Source organism: Nocardioides sp. NPDC092400 (assembly GCF_040684155.1).
GTDB lineage: Bacteria > Actinomycetota > Actinomycetes > Propionibacteriales > Nocardioidaceae > Nocardioides.
The window spans coordinates 660,348-672,727 of record NZ_JBFBFJ010000001.1 but is presented as its reverse complement, the minus strand read 5'-3'; the positions used below and the strand labels follow the sequence as shown (position 1 = coordinate 672,727).

General features: G+C 73.0%; 12 protein-coding genes and 2 tRNA genes. 4 read left to right on the top strand and 10 right to left on the bottom strand.

Going from position 1 to position 12,380, the window contains the following annotated elements:
* The first annotated feature begins 33 nt into the window (after positions 1-33).
* A complete protein-coding gene (gene cofC / locus AB0N29_RS03305; protein WP_302270539.1) occupies positions 34-690 on the top strand; it encodes a 2-phospho-L-lactate guanylyltransferase in 657 nt (218 codons plus the stop codon).
* A gap of 20 nt (positions 691-710) precedes the next feature.
* On the opposite strand, the gene AB0N29_RS03300 is transcribed toward cofC, so the two are convergent.
* From AB0N29_RS03300 to leuC, 3 genes are all read right to left on the bottom strand, one after another.
* Positions 711-1,499 carry an HU family DNA-binding protein gene (locus AB0N29_RS03300; protein WP_364864085.1) on the bottom strand — a complete coding sequence of 263 codons (789 nt, stop codon included), beginning with the start codon at positions 1,497-1,499 and terminating at the stop codon, positions 711-713.
* Between the two features lie 159 nt (positions 1,500-1,658).
* Entirely contained in the window at positions 1,659-2,264 is a 606-nt protein-coding gene (gene leuD / locus AB0N29_RS03295) for a 3-isopropylmalate dehydratase small subunit (RefSeq protein ID WP_364864083.1), read from the bottom strand.
* A 14-nt stretch (positions 2,265-2,278) separates the two neighbouring features.
* The gene (gene leuC, locus AB0N29_RS03290) at positions 2,279-3,703 is read right to left on the bottom strand and encodes a 3-isopropylmalate dehydratase large subunit (RefSeq protein WP_364864081.1); all 1,425 of its coding nucleotides are present in this window, start codon (positions 3,701-3,703) and stop codon (positions 2,279-2,281) included.
* 96 nt (positions 3,704-3,799) lie between these two features.
* Here leuC and AB0N29_RS03285 point away from each other — a divergent pair, with 96 nt between their 5' ends.
* Positions 3,800-4,522, top strand: coding sequence for an IclR family transcriptional regulator (locus tag AB0N29_RS03285; protein WP_154615004.1), 723 nt, complete (start codon positions 3,800-3,802; stop codon positions 4,520-4,522).
* A 13-nt stretch (positions 4,523-4,535) separates the two neighbouring features.
* Here the strand turns inward: AB0N29_RS03285 and AB0N29_RS03280 are convergent, their stop codons facing one another.
* Complete coding sequence (locus AB0N29_RS03280) at positions 4,536-5,006, bottom strand: methylated-DNA--[protein]-cysteine S-methyltransferase (protein WP_364864078.1); 471 nt, start codon at positions 5,004-5,006, stop codon at positions 4,536-4,538.
* Position 5,007: 1 nt separating this feature from the next.
* Positions 5,008-6,525: an AlkA N-terminal domain-containing protein gene (locus tag AB0N29_RS03275; protein ID WP_364864076.1), complete on the bottom strand. Its 1,518-nt coding sequence runs from the start codon at positions 6,523-6,525 to the stop codon at positions 5,008-5,010.
* A 105-nt stretch (positions 6,526-6,630) separates the two neighbouring features.
* On the opposite strand from AB0N29_RS03275, the gene AB0N29_RS03270 reads away from it, so the two are divergent.
* Positions 6,631-7,707: an LCP family protein gene (locus tag AB0N29_RS03270; RefSeq protein WP_302270528.1), complete on the top strand. Its 1,077-nt coding sequence runs from the start codon at positions 6,631-6,633 to the stop codon at positions 7,705-7,707.
* Between the two features lie 98 nt (positions 7,708-7,805).
* Here AB0N29_RS03270 and AB0N29_RS03265 read toward each other — a convergent pair.
* The 5 genes from AB0N29_RS03265 to AB0N29_RS03245 all read right to left on the bottom strand — a co-directional run bounded on the left by AB0N29_RS03265 (position 7,806) and on the right by AB0N29_RS03245 (position 11,374).
* A tRNA-Glu gene (locus tag AB0N29_RS03265) sits at positions 7,806-7,878 on the bottom strand.
* Between the two features lie 108 nt (positions 7,879-7,986).
* Positions 7,987-8,058 (bottom strand) — tRNA-Gln (locus tag AB0N29_RS03260).
* Positions 8,059-8,125: 67 nt separating this feature from the next.
* Positions 8,126-9,097 carry a CPBP family intramembrane glutamic endopeptidase gene (locus AB0N29_RS03255; RefSeq protein WP_302270526.1) on the bottom strand — a complete coding sequence of 324 codons (972 nt, stop codon included), beginning with the start codon at positions 9,095-9,097 and terminating at the stop codon, positions 8,126-8,128.
* A gap of 4 nt (positions 9,098-9,101) precedes the next feature.
* The gene (gene gltX, locus AB0N29_RS03250; RefSeq protein ID WP_364865430.1) at positions 9,102-10,541 is read right to left on the bottom strand and encodes a glutamate--tRNA ligase; all 1,440 of its coding nucleotides are present in this window, start codon (positions 10,539-10,541) and stop codon (positions 9,102-9,104) included.
* Between the two features lie 23 nt (positions 10,542-10,564).
* Entirely contained in the window at positions 10,565-11,374 is an 810-nt protein-coding gene (locus tag AB0N29_RS03245) for a fumarylacetoacetate hydrolase family protein (protein WP_302270524.1), read from the bottom strand.
* A 32-nt stretch (positions 11,375-11,406) separates the two neighbouring features.
* On the opposite strand from AB0N29_RS03245, the gene AB0N29_RS03240 reads away from it, so the two are divergent.
* Positions 11,407-12,375, top strand: a complete 969-nt coding sequence (locus tag AB0N29_RS03240; RefSeq protein WP_364864072.1) for a 3-methyladenine DNA glycosylase — start codon at positions 11,407-11,409, stop codon at positions 12,373-12,375.
* Positions 12,376-12,380 lie beyond the last annotated feature (5 nt).

Below are 12,380 nucleotides of genomic sequence, written 5' to 3'. Positions count from 1 at the left end.
CCGGGTCGCCGGCGCCTGAGAGGATCGGGAGCGATGTCTGCCCAGCCCCCGGGACCTCGCTCCCCCGCCCGCTTCGTCGTGGTCGTCCCCGTCAAGCCTCCCGCCTTCGGGAAGTCCCGCCTCGGCGGCCTCGGCGACGACCAACGACGCCGCCTCGCCGCGGCGTTCGCGGTCGACACCGTCGCCGCCTGCCTGGCCGCCGACGCGGTCGCACAGGTGCTCGTGGCGACCGACGACGCGGGGTTCAGCGCGCAGCTGGTGGCGCTCGGGTGCGCCGCCATCCCCGACGGCGACACCAACGACCTCAACTCCGCGCTGCGGCAGGCCGTCGCGGAGGCGGGGCGCCGCTGGCCCGAGCTCGAGCCGGTGGCGCTGTGCGCCGACCTCCCGGCCCTGCGGGCCGAGGACCTCGACGACGCCCTGCACGGACTGGTCCCGGGAGGGGCGTCGTTCGTCGCCGACGCCGCCGGGCTCGGCACGACGCTCTACACCGCGCCGTACGCCGAGTTCGACCCGCAGTTCGGCGTCGGCTCGCGTGAGGCTCACCTGGCCGTCGGCGCGCTCGAGGTGCGCGGCGGGCTGCGGACGCTGCGGCGCGACGTCGACGACCTCGACGACCTCCGCGAGGCCGCCGTCCTCGGGCTGGGCCCGAGGACGGCGCCGCTCGTCGAGGAGCTCGGCCTGGCCTGAGGCGCCTGGTCCGCCGGTGGTCAGCTGGAGCCGCCGGCGGCCTTCTTCGCGGGGGTCTTCTTCGCGGCGGTCTTCGTGACTGGTGCCTTCTTCGCGGCGCTCGTCTTGGCGGTGCTCTTCTTGGCGGTGCTCCCTGCGGCACTCGTCTTCTTGGCGGTCGCCTTCTTCGCCGGGGTCGCCTTCTTCGCCGGGGTCGCCTTCTTGGCCGGGGTCGCCTTCTTGGCCGGGGTCGTCCTCGAGGCCGCGGCCTTCGTGCCGGCGGACTTGGTCGCCGGCGACTTCTTGGCCGCCGCCTTCGTCGTCGCCGCGGAGGTGGTGACGGCCGACTTCCCCGCGGTCGGCGCCGCCGCGCTCGTCTTGGCCGGCGCCTTGGCGGGCTGCTTCCCCCCGGACTTCCCCGCCGACTTGCCCGCGGACTTCCCGGCCGCGGCCGAGCCCTTGCCGGGCCCGACGGGCGCGGCCTTGAGGGCCGCACCGGCCGCCGCCCGCGCAGCACCCGTCGAGGCGGCGACGGTCAGCGCCGGGAGCTTCTTGGCCCCGGAGACGACGTCCTTGAGCTGGGCGCCGGCCTTGAACTTCGGCACGGCGGTCTTCTCGGCCTTGACCCGCTCGCCCGTCGAGGGGTTGCGCACCCAGCGCGCGTCGCGGACCCGCTTCTCGAACGAGCCGAAGCCCGTGATCGCGACCTTGTTGCCCTTGGCCACCTCGCGGGTGATGGTGTCGACCACCGACTCCAGCGCGTGCGCCGCCGCCTTCCTGTTGCCGTCGAACCGCTCGGCGAGCGTGTCGATGAGCTCGGACTTGTTCATCTGGCTGTCCTTCCGACGAACCCCGGACGCCGAGCTCGTGCTCGACCCTCGAGCACGCACGCTAGGGACAAGTGGCCCGGGCCACAACGACCGCGCCGACGACCGCGGGAGGCGGTCGTCGGCGCAGGACGTCGGCAGCGGGCGCTGGCGGGAGCCGGTTCAGGCGTGCTGGGTGACCGGCTTCCACTGCGGGCGCGAGCCCTCGTAGGTGGAGATGTCGCCCTCGTGGCCGAGGGTGATGCCGATGTCGTCGAGGCCCTCCAGGAGCCGCCACCGGGTGTAGTCGTCGATGTCGAAGGAGTCCTCGATCGCGTCGACGCCCTCGCCGGCGCGGACGGTCCGGGTCTCCAGGTCGACGGTGATGGAGGCGCCCGGGTGCTCGTCGAGGTGGTCCCAGAGCCGCTGCACGACCTTCTCGTCGACCTGGGCGGCCAGCAGCCCGGCCTTGCCGGAGTTGCCGCGGAAGATGTCGGCGAACCGCGGCGAGATGACCGCCTTGAAGCCGTAGTTCTGCAGCGCCCAGACGGCGTGCTCGCGCGAGGAGCCGGTGCCGAAGTCCGGCCCGGCGACGAGCACCGAGCCGGCGGCGTACACCGGGTTGTTGAGGACGAAGGACGGGTCGTTGCGCCAGGCTGCGAAGAGCCCGTCCTCGAAGCCGGTGCGGGTCACCCGCTTGAGGTAGACCGCGGGGATGATCTGGTCGGTGTCGACGTTGCTGCGGCGCAGCGGGACGCCGACGCCGGTGTGGGTCGTGAACTTCTCCATGGACGTGCTCCGGTTCAGACGGTCGCCGGCGCGGCGACGGGCTCGAGGTCGGCGGGCGAGGAGAGGGTGCCGCGGACGGCCGTGGCGGCAGCCACCGGCACCGAGACCAGGTGGGTGCGCCCGCCCTTGCCCTGGCGGCCCTCGAAGTTGCGGTTGGAGGTCGAGGCGCTGCGCTCGCCGGGCTGGAGGGTGTCGGGGTTCATGCCCAGGCACATCGAGCAGCCGGCGCCGCGCCACTCGGCGCCCGCCTCCTTGAAGACCACGTCCAGGCCCTCCTCCTCGGCCTGCAGCCGCACCCGGACCGAGCCGGGGACGACGAGCAGGCGCGTGTCGGCGGCGACGTGGTGGCCCTTGATGATGTCGGCGGCCAGCCGAAGGTCCTCGATCCGGCCGTTGGTGCAGGAGCCGACGAAGACGGTGTCGACCTTCACCTCGCGCATCGGGGTGCCGGCCTCGAGACCCATGTACTCCAGGGCCTTCTCGGCGGCGACCTGGTCGCTGACGTCCTCGAAGTCGGCGGGCACCGGGACGGCCGCGCCCAGCGGCACGCCCTGGCCCGGGTTGGTGCCCCAGGTGACGAACGGGGTCATCACGCTGGCGTCGAGCACGATCTCCTTGTCGAAGACCGCGTCGTCGTCGGTGCGCAGGCTCGCCCAGTGCTCGACGGCCGCGTCCCAGTCGGCGCCGGTCGGCGCCTCGGGGCGGCCGGCGATGTAGTCGAAGGTCGTCTGGTCGGGCGCGATCATCCCGGCCTTGGCGCCCCACTCGATGCTCATGTTGCACACCGTCATCCGGCCCTCCATCGAGAGCTCCTCGATGGCCTGGCCGCGGTACTCCACGATGTAGCCCTGGCCGCCGCCGGTGCCGGTGTGCGCGATGAGGTTCAGGACCATGTCCTTGGCCGTGACGCCCTCGGGCAGGCTGCCGTTGATGGTGACGGCCATCGTCTTGGGCTTGGCCTGCATCAGCGTCTGGGTGGCCAGCACGTGCTCGACCTCGGAGGTGCCGATGCCGAAGGCGATCGCACCGAAGGCCCCGTGGGTGCTGGTGTGGCTGTCGCCGCACACGATCGTCATGCCCGGCTGGGTCAGGCCCAGCTGCGGGCCGACGACGTGGACGATGCCCTGGTCGAGGTCGCCGAGCGGGTGCAGGCGGACGCCGAACTCCGCGGCGTTGCGCCGCAGGGTCTCGACCTGCGTGCGGGATACCGGGTCCGCGATCGGCTTGTCCCAGTCCAGCGTCGGGACGTTGTGGTCCTCGGTGGCCAGGGTCAGGTCGGGGCGGCGGACCTGCCGGCCCGCGAGCCGGAGGCCGTCGAAGGCCTGCGGCGAGGTCACCTCGTGGATGAGGTGGAGGTCGATGTAGAGCAGGTCCGGCTCTCCCGGCGTCGAGCGGACGACGTGCTCGTCCCAGACCTTCTCGGACAGGGTCCGACCCATGGTGTCTCTCCCTCATGACGTGCTCGTGACGTACTTCTCGGTACGTCCCCACTGTAGACCCTTGCATCCCATGATGCGAGACGGCAGTATTGCCATATGGACACCACCAGCGGAGTGGGCGTGCTCGACAAGGCCGCTCTCGTGCTCACCGCCCTCGAGTCGGGCCCCGCCACCCTGGCCGGGCTCGTCGCCGGGACCGGCCTGGCCCGCCCCACCGCGCACCGCCTCGCCGTCGCCCTCGAGCACCACCGCCTGGTGGCCCGCGACATGCAGGGCCGCTTCGTGCTGGGCCCCCGCCTCGCCGAGCTGTCCGCCGCCGCCGGCGAGGACCGGCTGCTCGCCACCGCCGGGCCGGTGCTCGCGCGACTGCGCGACATCACCGGCGAGTCCGCGCAGCTGTGGCGCCGGCAGGGCGAGCACCGGGTGTGCGTCGCCGCCGCCGAGCGCCCCTCGGGCCTGCGCGACACGATCCCCGTGGGCTCCCAGCTGACGATGCGCGCCGGCTCGGCCGCCCAGGTGCTCCTGGCGTGGGAGGACCCCGAGCGGATGCACCGTGGCCTGCAGAACTCCGCCTTCTCCGCCGCCGCGCTCTCCGGCATCCGCCGCCGCGGCTGGGCGCAGTCCGTGGGCGAGCGCGAGCAGGGCGTCGCGTCGGTCTCGGCGCCGGTCCGCTCCCCCGGCGGCAAGGTCATCGCCGCGGTCTCCGTCTCCGGCCCGCTCGAGCGGCTCTCCCGCCAGCCCGGTCGCATGCACGCCCCCGCGGTGCTCGCGGCTGCCGAGCGGCTCTCGGAGTCGCTGCGCCGCGCCGCCGCGGAGTGACGCCCCCTGCCCGTCAGAACAGCCCGGCGGACTCCAGGCCGAGCAGCAGCTGCTTGCGCGGCAGGCCGCCGGCGTACCCGGTCAGCGTGCCGTTGGCGCCGATCACCCGGTGGCAGGGCACGACGATGGGGATCGGGTTGCGCCCGTTGGCCAGGCCGACCGCGCGGGACGCGGCGGCGGTCATGCCGAGCCGCAGCGCCACCTGGCCGTACGACGCGGTCTCGCCGTACCCGATCCGGCGCAGCTCGGCCCACACCCGCTGCTGGAAGTCGCTGCCGACCGGCGCGAGCGGCAGGTCGAACTCCTCGAGCTCGCGGTCGAAGTAGGCGCGCAGCTGGCGCGCGGTCTCGACGAGCAGGGGGTGGGTGTCGTCGCGGTTCTCCTCCGCCAGCTCGACGACGGGGGCGAACTCGATCGCGACCAGCGCGTCGTCGCGCTCGACGAGGCGCAGCTCGCCGACGGGGCTCTCGATCACGGTCCACATCTCAGGTGGCCTCCGTCCGGTCCGGTGGTGCGGTGGGTGGCATCAGGGTGTTCCACAGGTGCAGCAGCGCGTAGGAGCGCCAGGGCCGCCAGTCGTCCGCCCCGGCGACGAGCCTGGTGACGGAGACGTCGTCGTGGCCGAGCCCGCGCAGGGCGTTGCGCACGCCGACGTCGGTCGGCAGGAAGACGTCGGGGTGCGCCAGGGCGCGCATGGCGACGTAGTCGGCCGTCCAGGGCCCGATGCCGGGCAGGGCGAGGAGCCGGCGGCGCACGTCGCCGCGTTCCGCGCCCCGGTCGAGCGCGACGTCGCCGGCCGCGAGCGCCGTGGCGAGGCCGACGAGCGCCCGACCACGCGCCCGCGGCATCGGCAGGGTCGCCGGGTCCACCGCGGCCAGCGTGGCCGCGTCCGGGAACAGGTGGGTGAGGCCCGGGACGTCGGTGTCCACCGGGCGGCCGTGCTCGGCGACCAGGCGCCCGAGCACCGTGCGGGCGCCCGCGACGCTGACCTGCTGCCCGACGACGGTGCGCAGGGCGGTCTCGTCACCGTCGACCTGGCCCGGCACGCGCAACCCCGGGCAGGCACGCACGAGCGGCCCGACGACCGGGTCGCCGGCGAAGTGGTCGTCGACGGCCACGGGGTCGCAGTCGGCGTCGAGGAGGCGCCGGGCGCGCTCGACGGCGGCGGTCGTGTCGCGGAGGTCGTGCAGGGTGAGCGTCGCGGCGACGAACGCCGTCCGCCCAGGGTCCCGCTCGTCGGCGAGGTCGAGGCGCACGACGCCCGGCCCGTGCGGCAGGTCGAGGGTCCGGGCGTACCAGCCGTCGCCGGCGACCTCCACCCCCGGGACCAGGTGGTAGGCGAGGAAGTCCAGCAGCGCACGGCCCGCGAAGGGGGTGCGGACGGCGAGCCGCATCGTCACGGTGCCGTCGCCGCCGCGCCGGTCGCGACGACCGCGCAGCTGGGTCGGGGACGCGGCGTACACCTCGCGGACGGTGTCGTTGAACTGCCGGACGCTCGCGAACCCGGCGGCGAAGGCCACGTCGGCGTAGGCCAGGTCGGTGGTCTCGATCAGCACGCGGGCGGTCTGGGCGCGACGGGCGCGCGCCAGGCCCAGGGGGCCGGCGCCGAGCTCGGCCAGGAGGATCCGGGAGAGGTGGCGCGGGGTGTAACCCACCCGGCGGGCGAGCCCCTCGACCCCCTCCCGGTCGACCACGCCGTCCGCGAGCAGCCGCATCGCCCGGCCGGCCACCGTCGCCGCGACGTCCCAGTCCGGGCTGCCCGGGGTCGCGTCCGGCAGGCACCGCTTGCAGGCCCGGTAGCCGGCCGCCTGGGCCGCCGCGGCGCTGGGGTGGAAGGTGACGTTGCCGTACGCCGGGGTGCGCGCCGGGCAGCTGGGCCGGCAGTAGATCCCGGTCGTCCGCACGGCGGTCCAGAAGACGCCGTCGAAGCGACGGTCCCGCGACTTCACCGCGCGGTAGCAGGACTCGGGGTCCAGTCGGAGGTCGCCGTCGGTCGTCGTCACAGCCCCATCCTCGCCCACGCCGCCGACGTCGGCTGGCGGGAATCGGACACTGCCGCCGTCCGCGATCGGCCGCGCCGCGCCCGTCCGCCTGGGACGATGGGCGATGTGGCCCACCGCACGTACCGCCGAACCGTCCTCAAGGTCGTGCTGGTCACCCAGCTGTGCCTGGCCCTGGTCACCGGCATCGCCGTCGTCCTCGTCGTCCGCCACCTCGACGGACGCATCGACGAGGGCGCGTCCATCCCCCACACCGCGGGGGTCGTCCGCGAGCAGCCGAAGCTGCCCACCAGCTCGCTGAACATCCTCGTCATCGGCACCGACGAGCGCGCGTGCGCGGGCTGCGGGATCGACGGCGAGGCGGGTGGCGGCGGGTCGGACCTGACGATGCTGCTGCACGTCGCGGAGGGCCGGCGCTCGGCGTACGGCATCTCGATCCCGCGCGACACCCTCGTCGAGCGACCCGACTGCGAGGTCGACGGCGAGGTGGTGCCCGGCGACGGCGACGCGATGTGGAACGAGGCGTACGCCCTCGGCGGCGCCGCCTGCACCGCGACGCAGGTGGAGGCCGTGACGGGGGTCTACGTCGACGACTACGTGGTGGTCGACTTCGGCGGGTTCAAGGAGATGGTCGGCGCCCTCGGCGGCGTCGAGGTGTGCATCCCGGCCGAGATCGACGACCCCGAGCACCGGATCCACCTCGACGCGGGGACGCAGGTCCTCGACGGCGAGGACGCCCTCGCCTACGTGCGCCAGCGCAGCTCGACCCCCAACTCCGACCTGGGCCGGATGCGGCGCCAGCAGGCCTTCGTCTCCTCGATGCTGGCGACGCTGATGTCGGCAGGGACCCTGACCCGCCCCGACCGCGTCTTCGGGTTCGCCAACGCCCTCGCCGGCTCCATCCAGACCAGCCCCGACCTGGCGAGCGTCACCGACCTCGCCGACCTCGCTCGGTCCCTCCGCCGGGCGGACCTGGCGAAGATCCGCTTCGTCACCGCGCCGGTCGCGGAGTTCGCTGTCGGCGACCCGGACTACGGGCGGCTGTACCTCACGCCCGAGGCCGACCGCCTGTGGACGAAGGTCGTCGACGACGAGCCGCTCGGGACCTTCGGTCGCGACGCGATCAGCGGCGACGAGCAGAGCGGGTCCAAGGACGTCGCCGCGGCCAACGGTCTCTGCGCCTGAGGACCGGCGCCCGGGCTGCTCGACCGAGACCGGGCAGCGGAGCAGCCGGAAATGAGTCAGGGCCCGGATCCAGAGCGGATCCGGGCCCTGCTGCGACGTACCCCCGACCGGATTCGAACCGGCGCTACCGCCTTGAGAGGGCGGCGTGCTAGGCCGCTACACAACGGGGGCTTGCCTTGGCACTCTCTCGAGCGCCTGCGGAACTCTAGCCGGGGCTGTCGTTCGCACAAAATCGCGGGCTTTCCGGTGCCTCCGAGGAGACCTGGGACCTGCGACTCGCTGGGATACTAGGACTCGAACCTAGACTAACTGGACCAGAACCAGTCGTGCTGCCAATTACACCATATCCCACTGACCGACAAGACTTATGACGGCAGTTTCGTGCCCTCCGCCGTGGCGGTGGGCACGGTCGAGAACCTTACACGCGAGTGTTTCGGCGCTCCAAAACGGCCCGGTCGACCGTCCTCCCGACGCCCATCATCCGCGCCACGAGCAGGGTCAGGCCGAGGAACACCAGCGACTGGGTCAGGGTCACCGGGATGCTCCACCAGGTGCCGCCGGTGGGGTTGAGCGCCGAGGTCATGTCACCGAACGCCAGGGCGATGCCGAAGGCCAGCCAGTTGTTCAGCACGTGCATAGCGATCCCGGCCTCCAGCCCGCCGGTGAGGACCACGAGCGTGCCGGCGACGAGGCCGAAGGCGAACCGGTCGAAGAAGATCGGCAGGTCCTGCCCCAGGCCGTGGGCGAGGGCGAAGAGGAACGCCGGCACGACCACGGCGACCCAGCGCCAGCGGACCAGGCCGCCGAACGCCTGGGTGAGGTAGCCCCGGAAGGCGTACTCCTCCCCCGCGGCCTGCAGCGGGGTGAGCAGCAGCACGACGAGCGCGAAGTCACGCGTGGTCCGCGTGAACTCGTTGAGGTCTGTCGACACCTCGGCGCCGTCGGCCTGCGCGGGCAGCAGCGCCGAGACGAGCAGGGTCGCGAACAGCGCCAGGAACGCCACGCCGAAGCAGGCGGCGAACCACTTCCACCGCAGCCGCAGGCCCACCGAGGACACCCAGCCCGGCCGCATCCGGTGCAGGGCGAAGCCGACCAGCCACACCGCCGGGATGGCGAGCGCCCAGCCGATGTTGACCAGCGCCAGGAACGACGGGGTGACGGTGTCCCCCGCGAGCCGGTCGAGCGCCTGGTCGACGGTGTCGCCGCGCAGCACCAGGGCCAGCGCCAGCACGACCGTCGTGACCATCTGGAGGACCAGCACGAGCACGACGAGGAACAGCACGCCGACCAGCGGCCGCCACCAGCCCGTGCGCCCGAGCCGGTGGAGCCGCTCGTAGGTGAGGCCGGTCTCCACCGGGACGGGCGCGTACGGCGCGGGGGCCTGCGTCACGGGGTCAGCCCAGCGCGGAGCGGAGGCGGGAGAGGCTGCGGTCGCGCCCCAGCAGCTCCATCGACTCGAACAGCGGCGGGGAGACCCGGCGCCCGGTGATCGCGACGCGGACGGGCCCGAAGGCGTTGCGCGGCTTCAGGCCCAGCTCCTCGACCAGCTTGCCCTGCAGCGCCTCCTGGATGGCCGCGGTGCTCCACGTCTCGAGCCCCTCGACGGCGTCGTACGCCGCCTGCACGACCTCGACGCCCTTCTCGTCCAGCAGCTTCGCGGCGTCGGCCTCGTCGCGCGTGAAGTCCTCCTCGGCTACGAAGAGGAACCCGAGCATGTCGACGGCCTCGGTGAGCTTGTTGATCCGCTCGGTCACCAGCGGCATCGCCAGGTCCAGCAGCTGCCGGTCGGCCGCGGAGGTGGCGTCGACCACGCCGGCGCCCTCGAGGAACGGCAGCGCCCGCTGGGTGATCTCCTCGACCGACAGCAGCCGCATCTGGGCGGCGTTGATCGCCTCGGCCTTCTTCAGGTCGAAGCGTGCCGGGTTGGGGTTGACGTCGCCGATGTCGAAGGCCTCGACCATCTCCTCGAGCGTGAAGACGTCGCGGTCGGCCGCGATCGACCAGCCCAGCAGCGCGAGGTAGTTGAGCAGTCCCTCGGGGAGGAAGCCCTGCTCCCGGTAGAGCGCCATGTGGGCCTGCGGGTCGCGCTTGGAGAGCTTCTTGTTGCCCTCCCCCATGACGTAGGGCAGGTGGCCGAACGCCGGGGTCTCCTTCGCCACGCCGATCGCCTTGAGCCCCTCGAAAAGCGCGATCTGGCGGGGCGTGCTGGAGAGCAGGTCCTCACCGCGGAGGACGTGGGTGATCTCCATCGTGGCGTCGTCGACCGGGGCGGTCAGCGTGTAGAGCGGGTCGCCGTTGGCGCGGGCCAGCGCGAAGTCCGGCACGTGCTCGGTCTGGAAGGTGATCTCCCCGCGGACGAGGTCGTCGAAGGTGATCGACCCGTCGGGCATCCGGAACCGCACGACCGGCGCGCGGCCCTCGGCCTCGAACGCCGCACGCTGCTCCGCGGACAGGTCGCGGCAGAACCCGTCGTACCCCAGCACCTTGGAGCCGGACTCCTTGCGGCGCGCGTCGACCTCCTCGGTGGTGCAGAAGCAGTCGTAGGTGTAGGACGACTCGCGCAGCCGCGCCAGCACGTCGGTGTAGATGTCGGTGCGCTCGGACTGCCGGTAGGGGCCGTGCGGGCCGCCGACCACGACGCCCTCGTCCCAGGAGAGGCCGAGCCACTGCATCAGGTCGATGAGCGAGTCGTAGGACTCCTGGGTGTTGCGCTCCTTGTCGGTGTCCTCGATCCGGAAGACGAAGGTGCCGCCGTGCCGCCGCGCGAACGCCCAGTTGTAGAGGGCGGTGCGGGCGAGGCCGACGTGCGGGCTGCCGGTCGGGGACGGGGCCATCCGGACGCGGACGGGGGTGCTGCTCAACGCTGGGCCACCTTGTTCGTGAGAGTGCCGAGGCCGGCGATCGAGATCTCGACCTCGTCGCCCACCTCCATCGGACCGACACCCTCCGGGGTGCCGGTGAGGATGACGTCGCCGGGCAGCAGCGTCATCACGCTCGAGACGTACGAGACGAGCGTCGGGACGTCGAAGATCAGGTCGGCGGTGCTGCCGTCCTGCTTCAGGTCGCCGTTGAGGTAGGTCTGGACCCGGACCCCCTCGGCGAAGTGCTGGGGGTCCAGGTCGGTCTCGATCCAGGGACCCAGCGGGCAGAAGGAGTCGAAGCCCTTGGCCCGGGTGAACTGCACGTCGCCCTTCTGCAGGTCGCGCGCGGTCACGTCGTTGGCGATGGTGTAGCCGTGGATGACGTCGGTCGCCTGCTCCGGCGGCACGTCGCGGCAGATCCGGCCGATGACCACCGCGAGCTCGCCCTCGAAGTGGAGGTTGCTCGTCTGCGGCGGGTAGAAGATCGGGTCGCCGGGCCCGACCACGCTGGTGTTGGGCTTGAGGAACATCAGCGGCTCGGTCGGGAGGTCGTTGCCCATCTCGGCGGCGTGCGCGGCGTAGTTGCGGCCGATGCCGACGACCTTGCTGCGCGGCAGCACCGGCGCCAGCAGCCGGACGTCCTCCAACCGGTGCTCGGTGTCGAGCAGCTTCACGCCGACGTACAACGGGTCGCCCGCGAGCGCGACGACGACCGCGTCCTCGCCGGGCTGGCCGAACTCGTCGAGGTCGCCGGTCACGACGCCGTACTGCGGGTCCTCGCCTGTGGTGAATCTCGCGATGCGCACACCACGACACTATCGACCTAGCATCGACGCCCGTGGAGGTGCTGGACCGGGCCGAGTGGCAGGCGAGAGCCGCGGCACACGCGGCCCGCGTCGACACGTTCGTGCGCCCCCACCTCACGCGCCGCGAGGGACGGGTCAAGCACCCGGTCCACGACTTCCTCTTCACCTACTACTCCCAGCGGCCCGCGCAGCTGCGGCGCTGGCACCCGGGCCACGGCACGGGGCTGGTCGGCGCCGACGAGCTCTCCGACCTCAAGGGGTACGGGGTCCTCCCGGGCGGCACGGCCGGGGACGTCGTCACCGTCACGGCCGAGCACGTGCGCTCTCAGCGGCCCCTGCTCGAGTCGCTGCACACCCTGCTGACGGCCACCGAGGGGCGACCCGCGAACTTCGGCTGCTTCGGGATGCACGAGTGGGCGATGGTCTACCGGCTCGAGGAGGACGAGACGCGGCACGCCGACTGGCCGCTGCGCCTGGGTCCGGCCGGCACCGACGCGGTCGTGGAGTCGCACAAGGTGGCCTGCTCCCACTTCGACGCCTACCGGTTCTTCACCGGCCCGGCCCGTCCACTGAACACGCTGCGGCCCACCAGCGCCGACCGGCCGGCGTTCGAGCAGCCGGCCTGCCTGCACGCGGGCATGGACCTCTACAAGCACGCCTTCCGCCTCACGCCGATGATCAGCTCGGACGTGGTCGCGGACTGCTTCGAGCTGGCGCGGGACATCCGCGAGCTCGACATGCGGGCCGCGCCGTACGACCTGCAGGACCTGGGCTTCGACCCGGTGCGCGTCGAGACGCCCGAGGGCAAGCAGGAGTACGTCGCCGCGCAGCGCGCCTTCGCCGAGCGCGGCGCTCCCCTGCGCCGGCGGCTGGTCGAGGAGTGCGAGCGCCTGCTGGCGGTCGCCGGTGTCAGCGCTGGTCCCGGCCAGGGTCAGGGCCGGGATCGGGGCCGGGATCAGGGGTCGGACAGCGTCAGGTCCACGGCCCCGAGCCGGCCCTGACCGTC

What these genes read in the sequence shown, in the direction of transcription:
- AB0N29_RS03280 (WP_364864078.1), bottom strand. Translation starts at nt 5,006, where the DNA reads ATGTGGACCGTGATCGAGAGCCCCGTCGGCGAGCTGCGCCTCGTCGAG.
- AB0N29_RS03285 (WP_154615004.1), top strand. Translation starts at nt 3,800, where the DNA reads ATGGACACCACCAGCGGAGTGGGCGTGCTCGACAAGGCCGCTCTCGTG.
- cofC (WP_302270539.1), top strand. Translation starts at nt 34, where the DNA reads ATGTCTGCCCAGCCCCCGGGACCTCGCTCCCCCGCCCGCTTCGTCGTG.
- leuC (WP_364864081.1), bottom strand. Translation starts at nt 3,703, where the DNA reads ATGGGTCGGACCCTGTCCGAGAAGGTCTGGGACGAGCACGTCGTCCGC.
- AB0N29_RS03300 (WP_364864085.1), bottom strand. Translation starts at nt 1,499, where the DNA reads ATGAACAAGTCCGAGCTCATCGACACGCTCGCCGAGCGGTTCGACGGC.
- leuD (WP_364864083.1), bottom strand. Translation starts at nt 2,264, where the DNA reads ATGGAGAAGTTCACGACCCACACCGGCGTCGGCGTCCCGCTGCGCCGC.
- gltX (WP_364865430.1), bottom strand. Translation starts at nt 10,541, where the DNA reads ATGGCCCCGTCCCCGACCGGCAGCCCGCACGTCGGCCTCGCCCGCACC.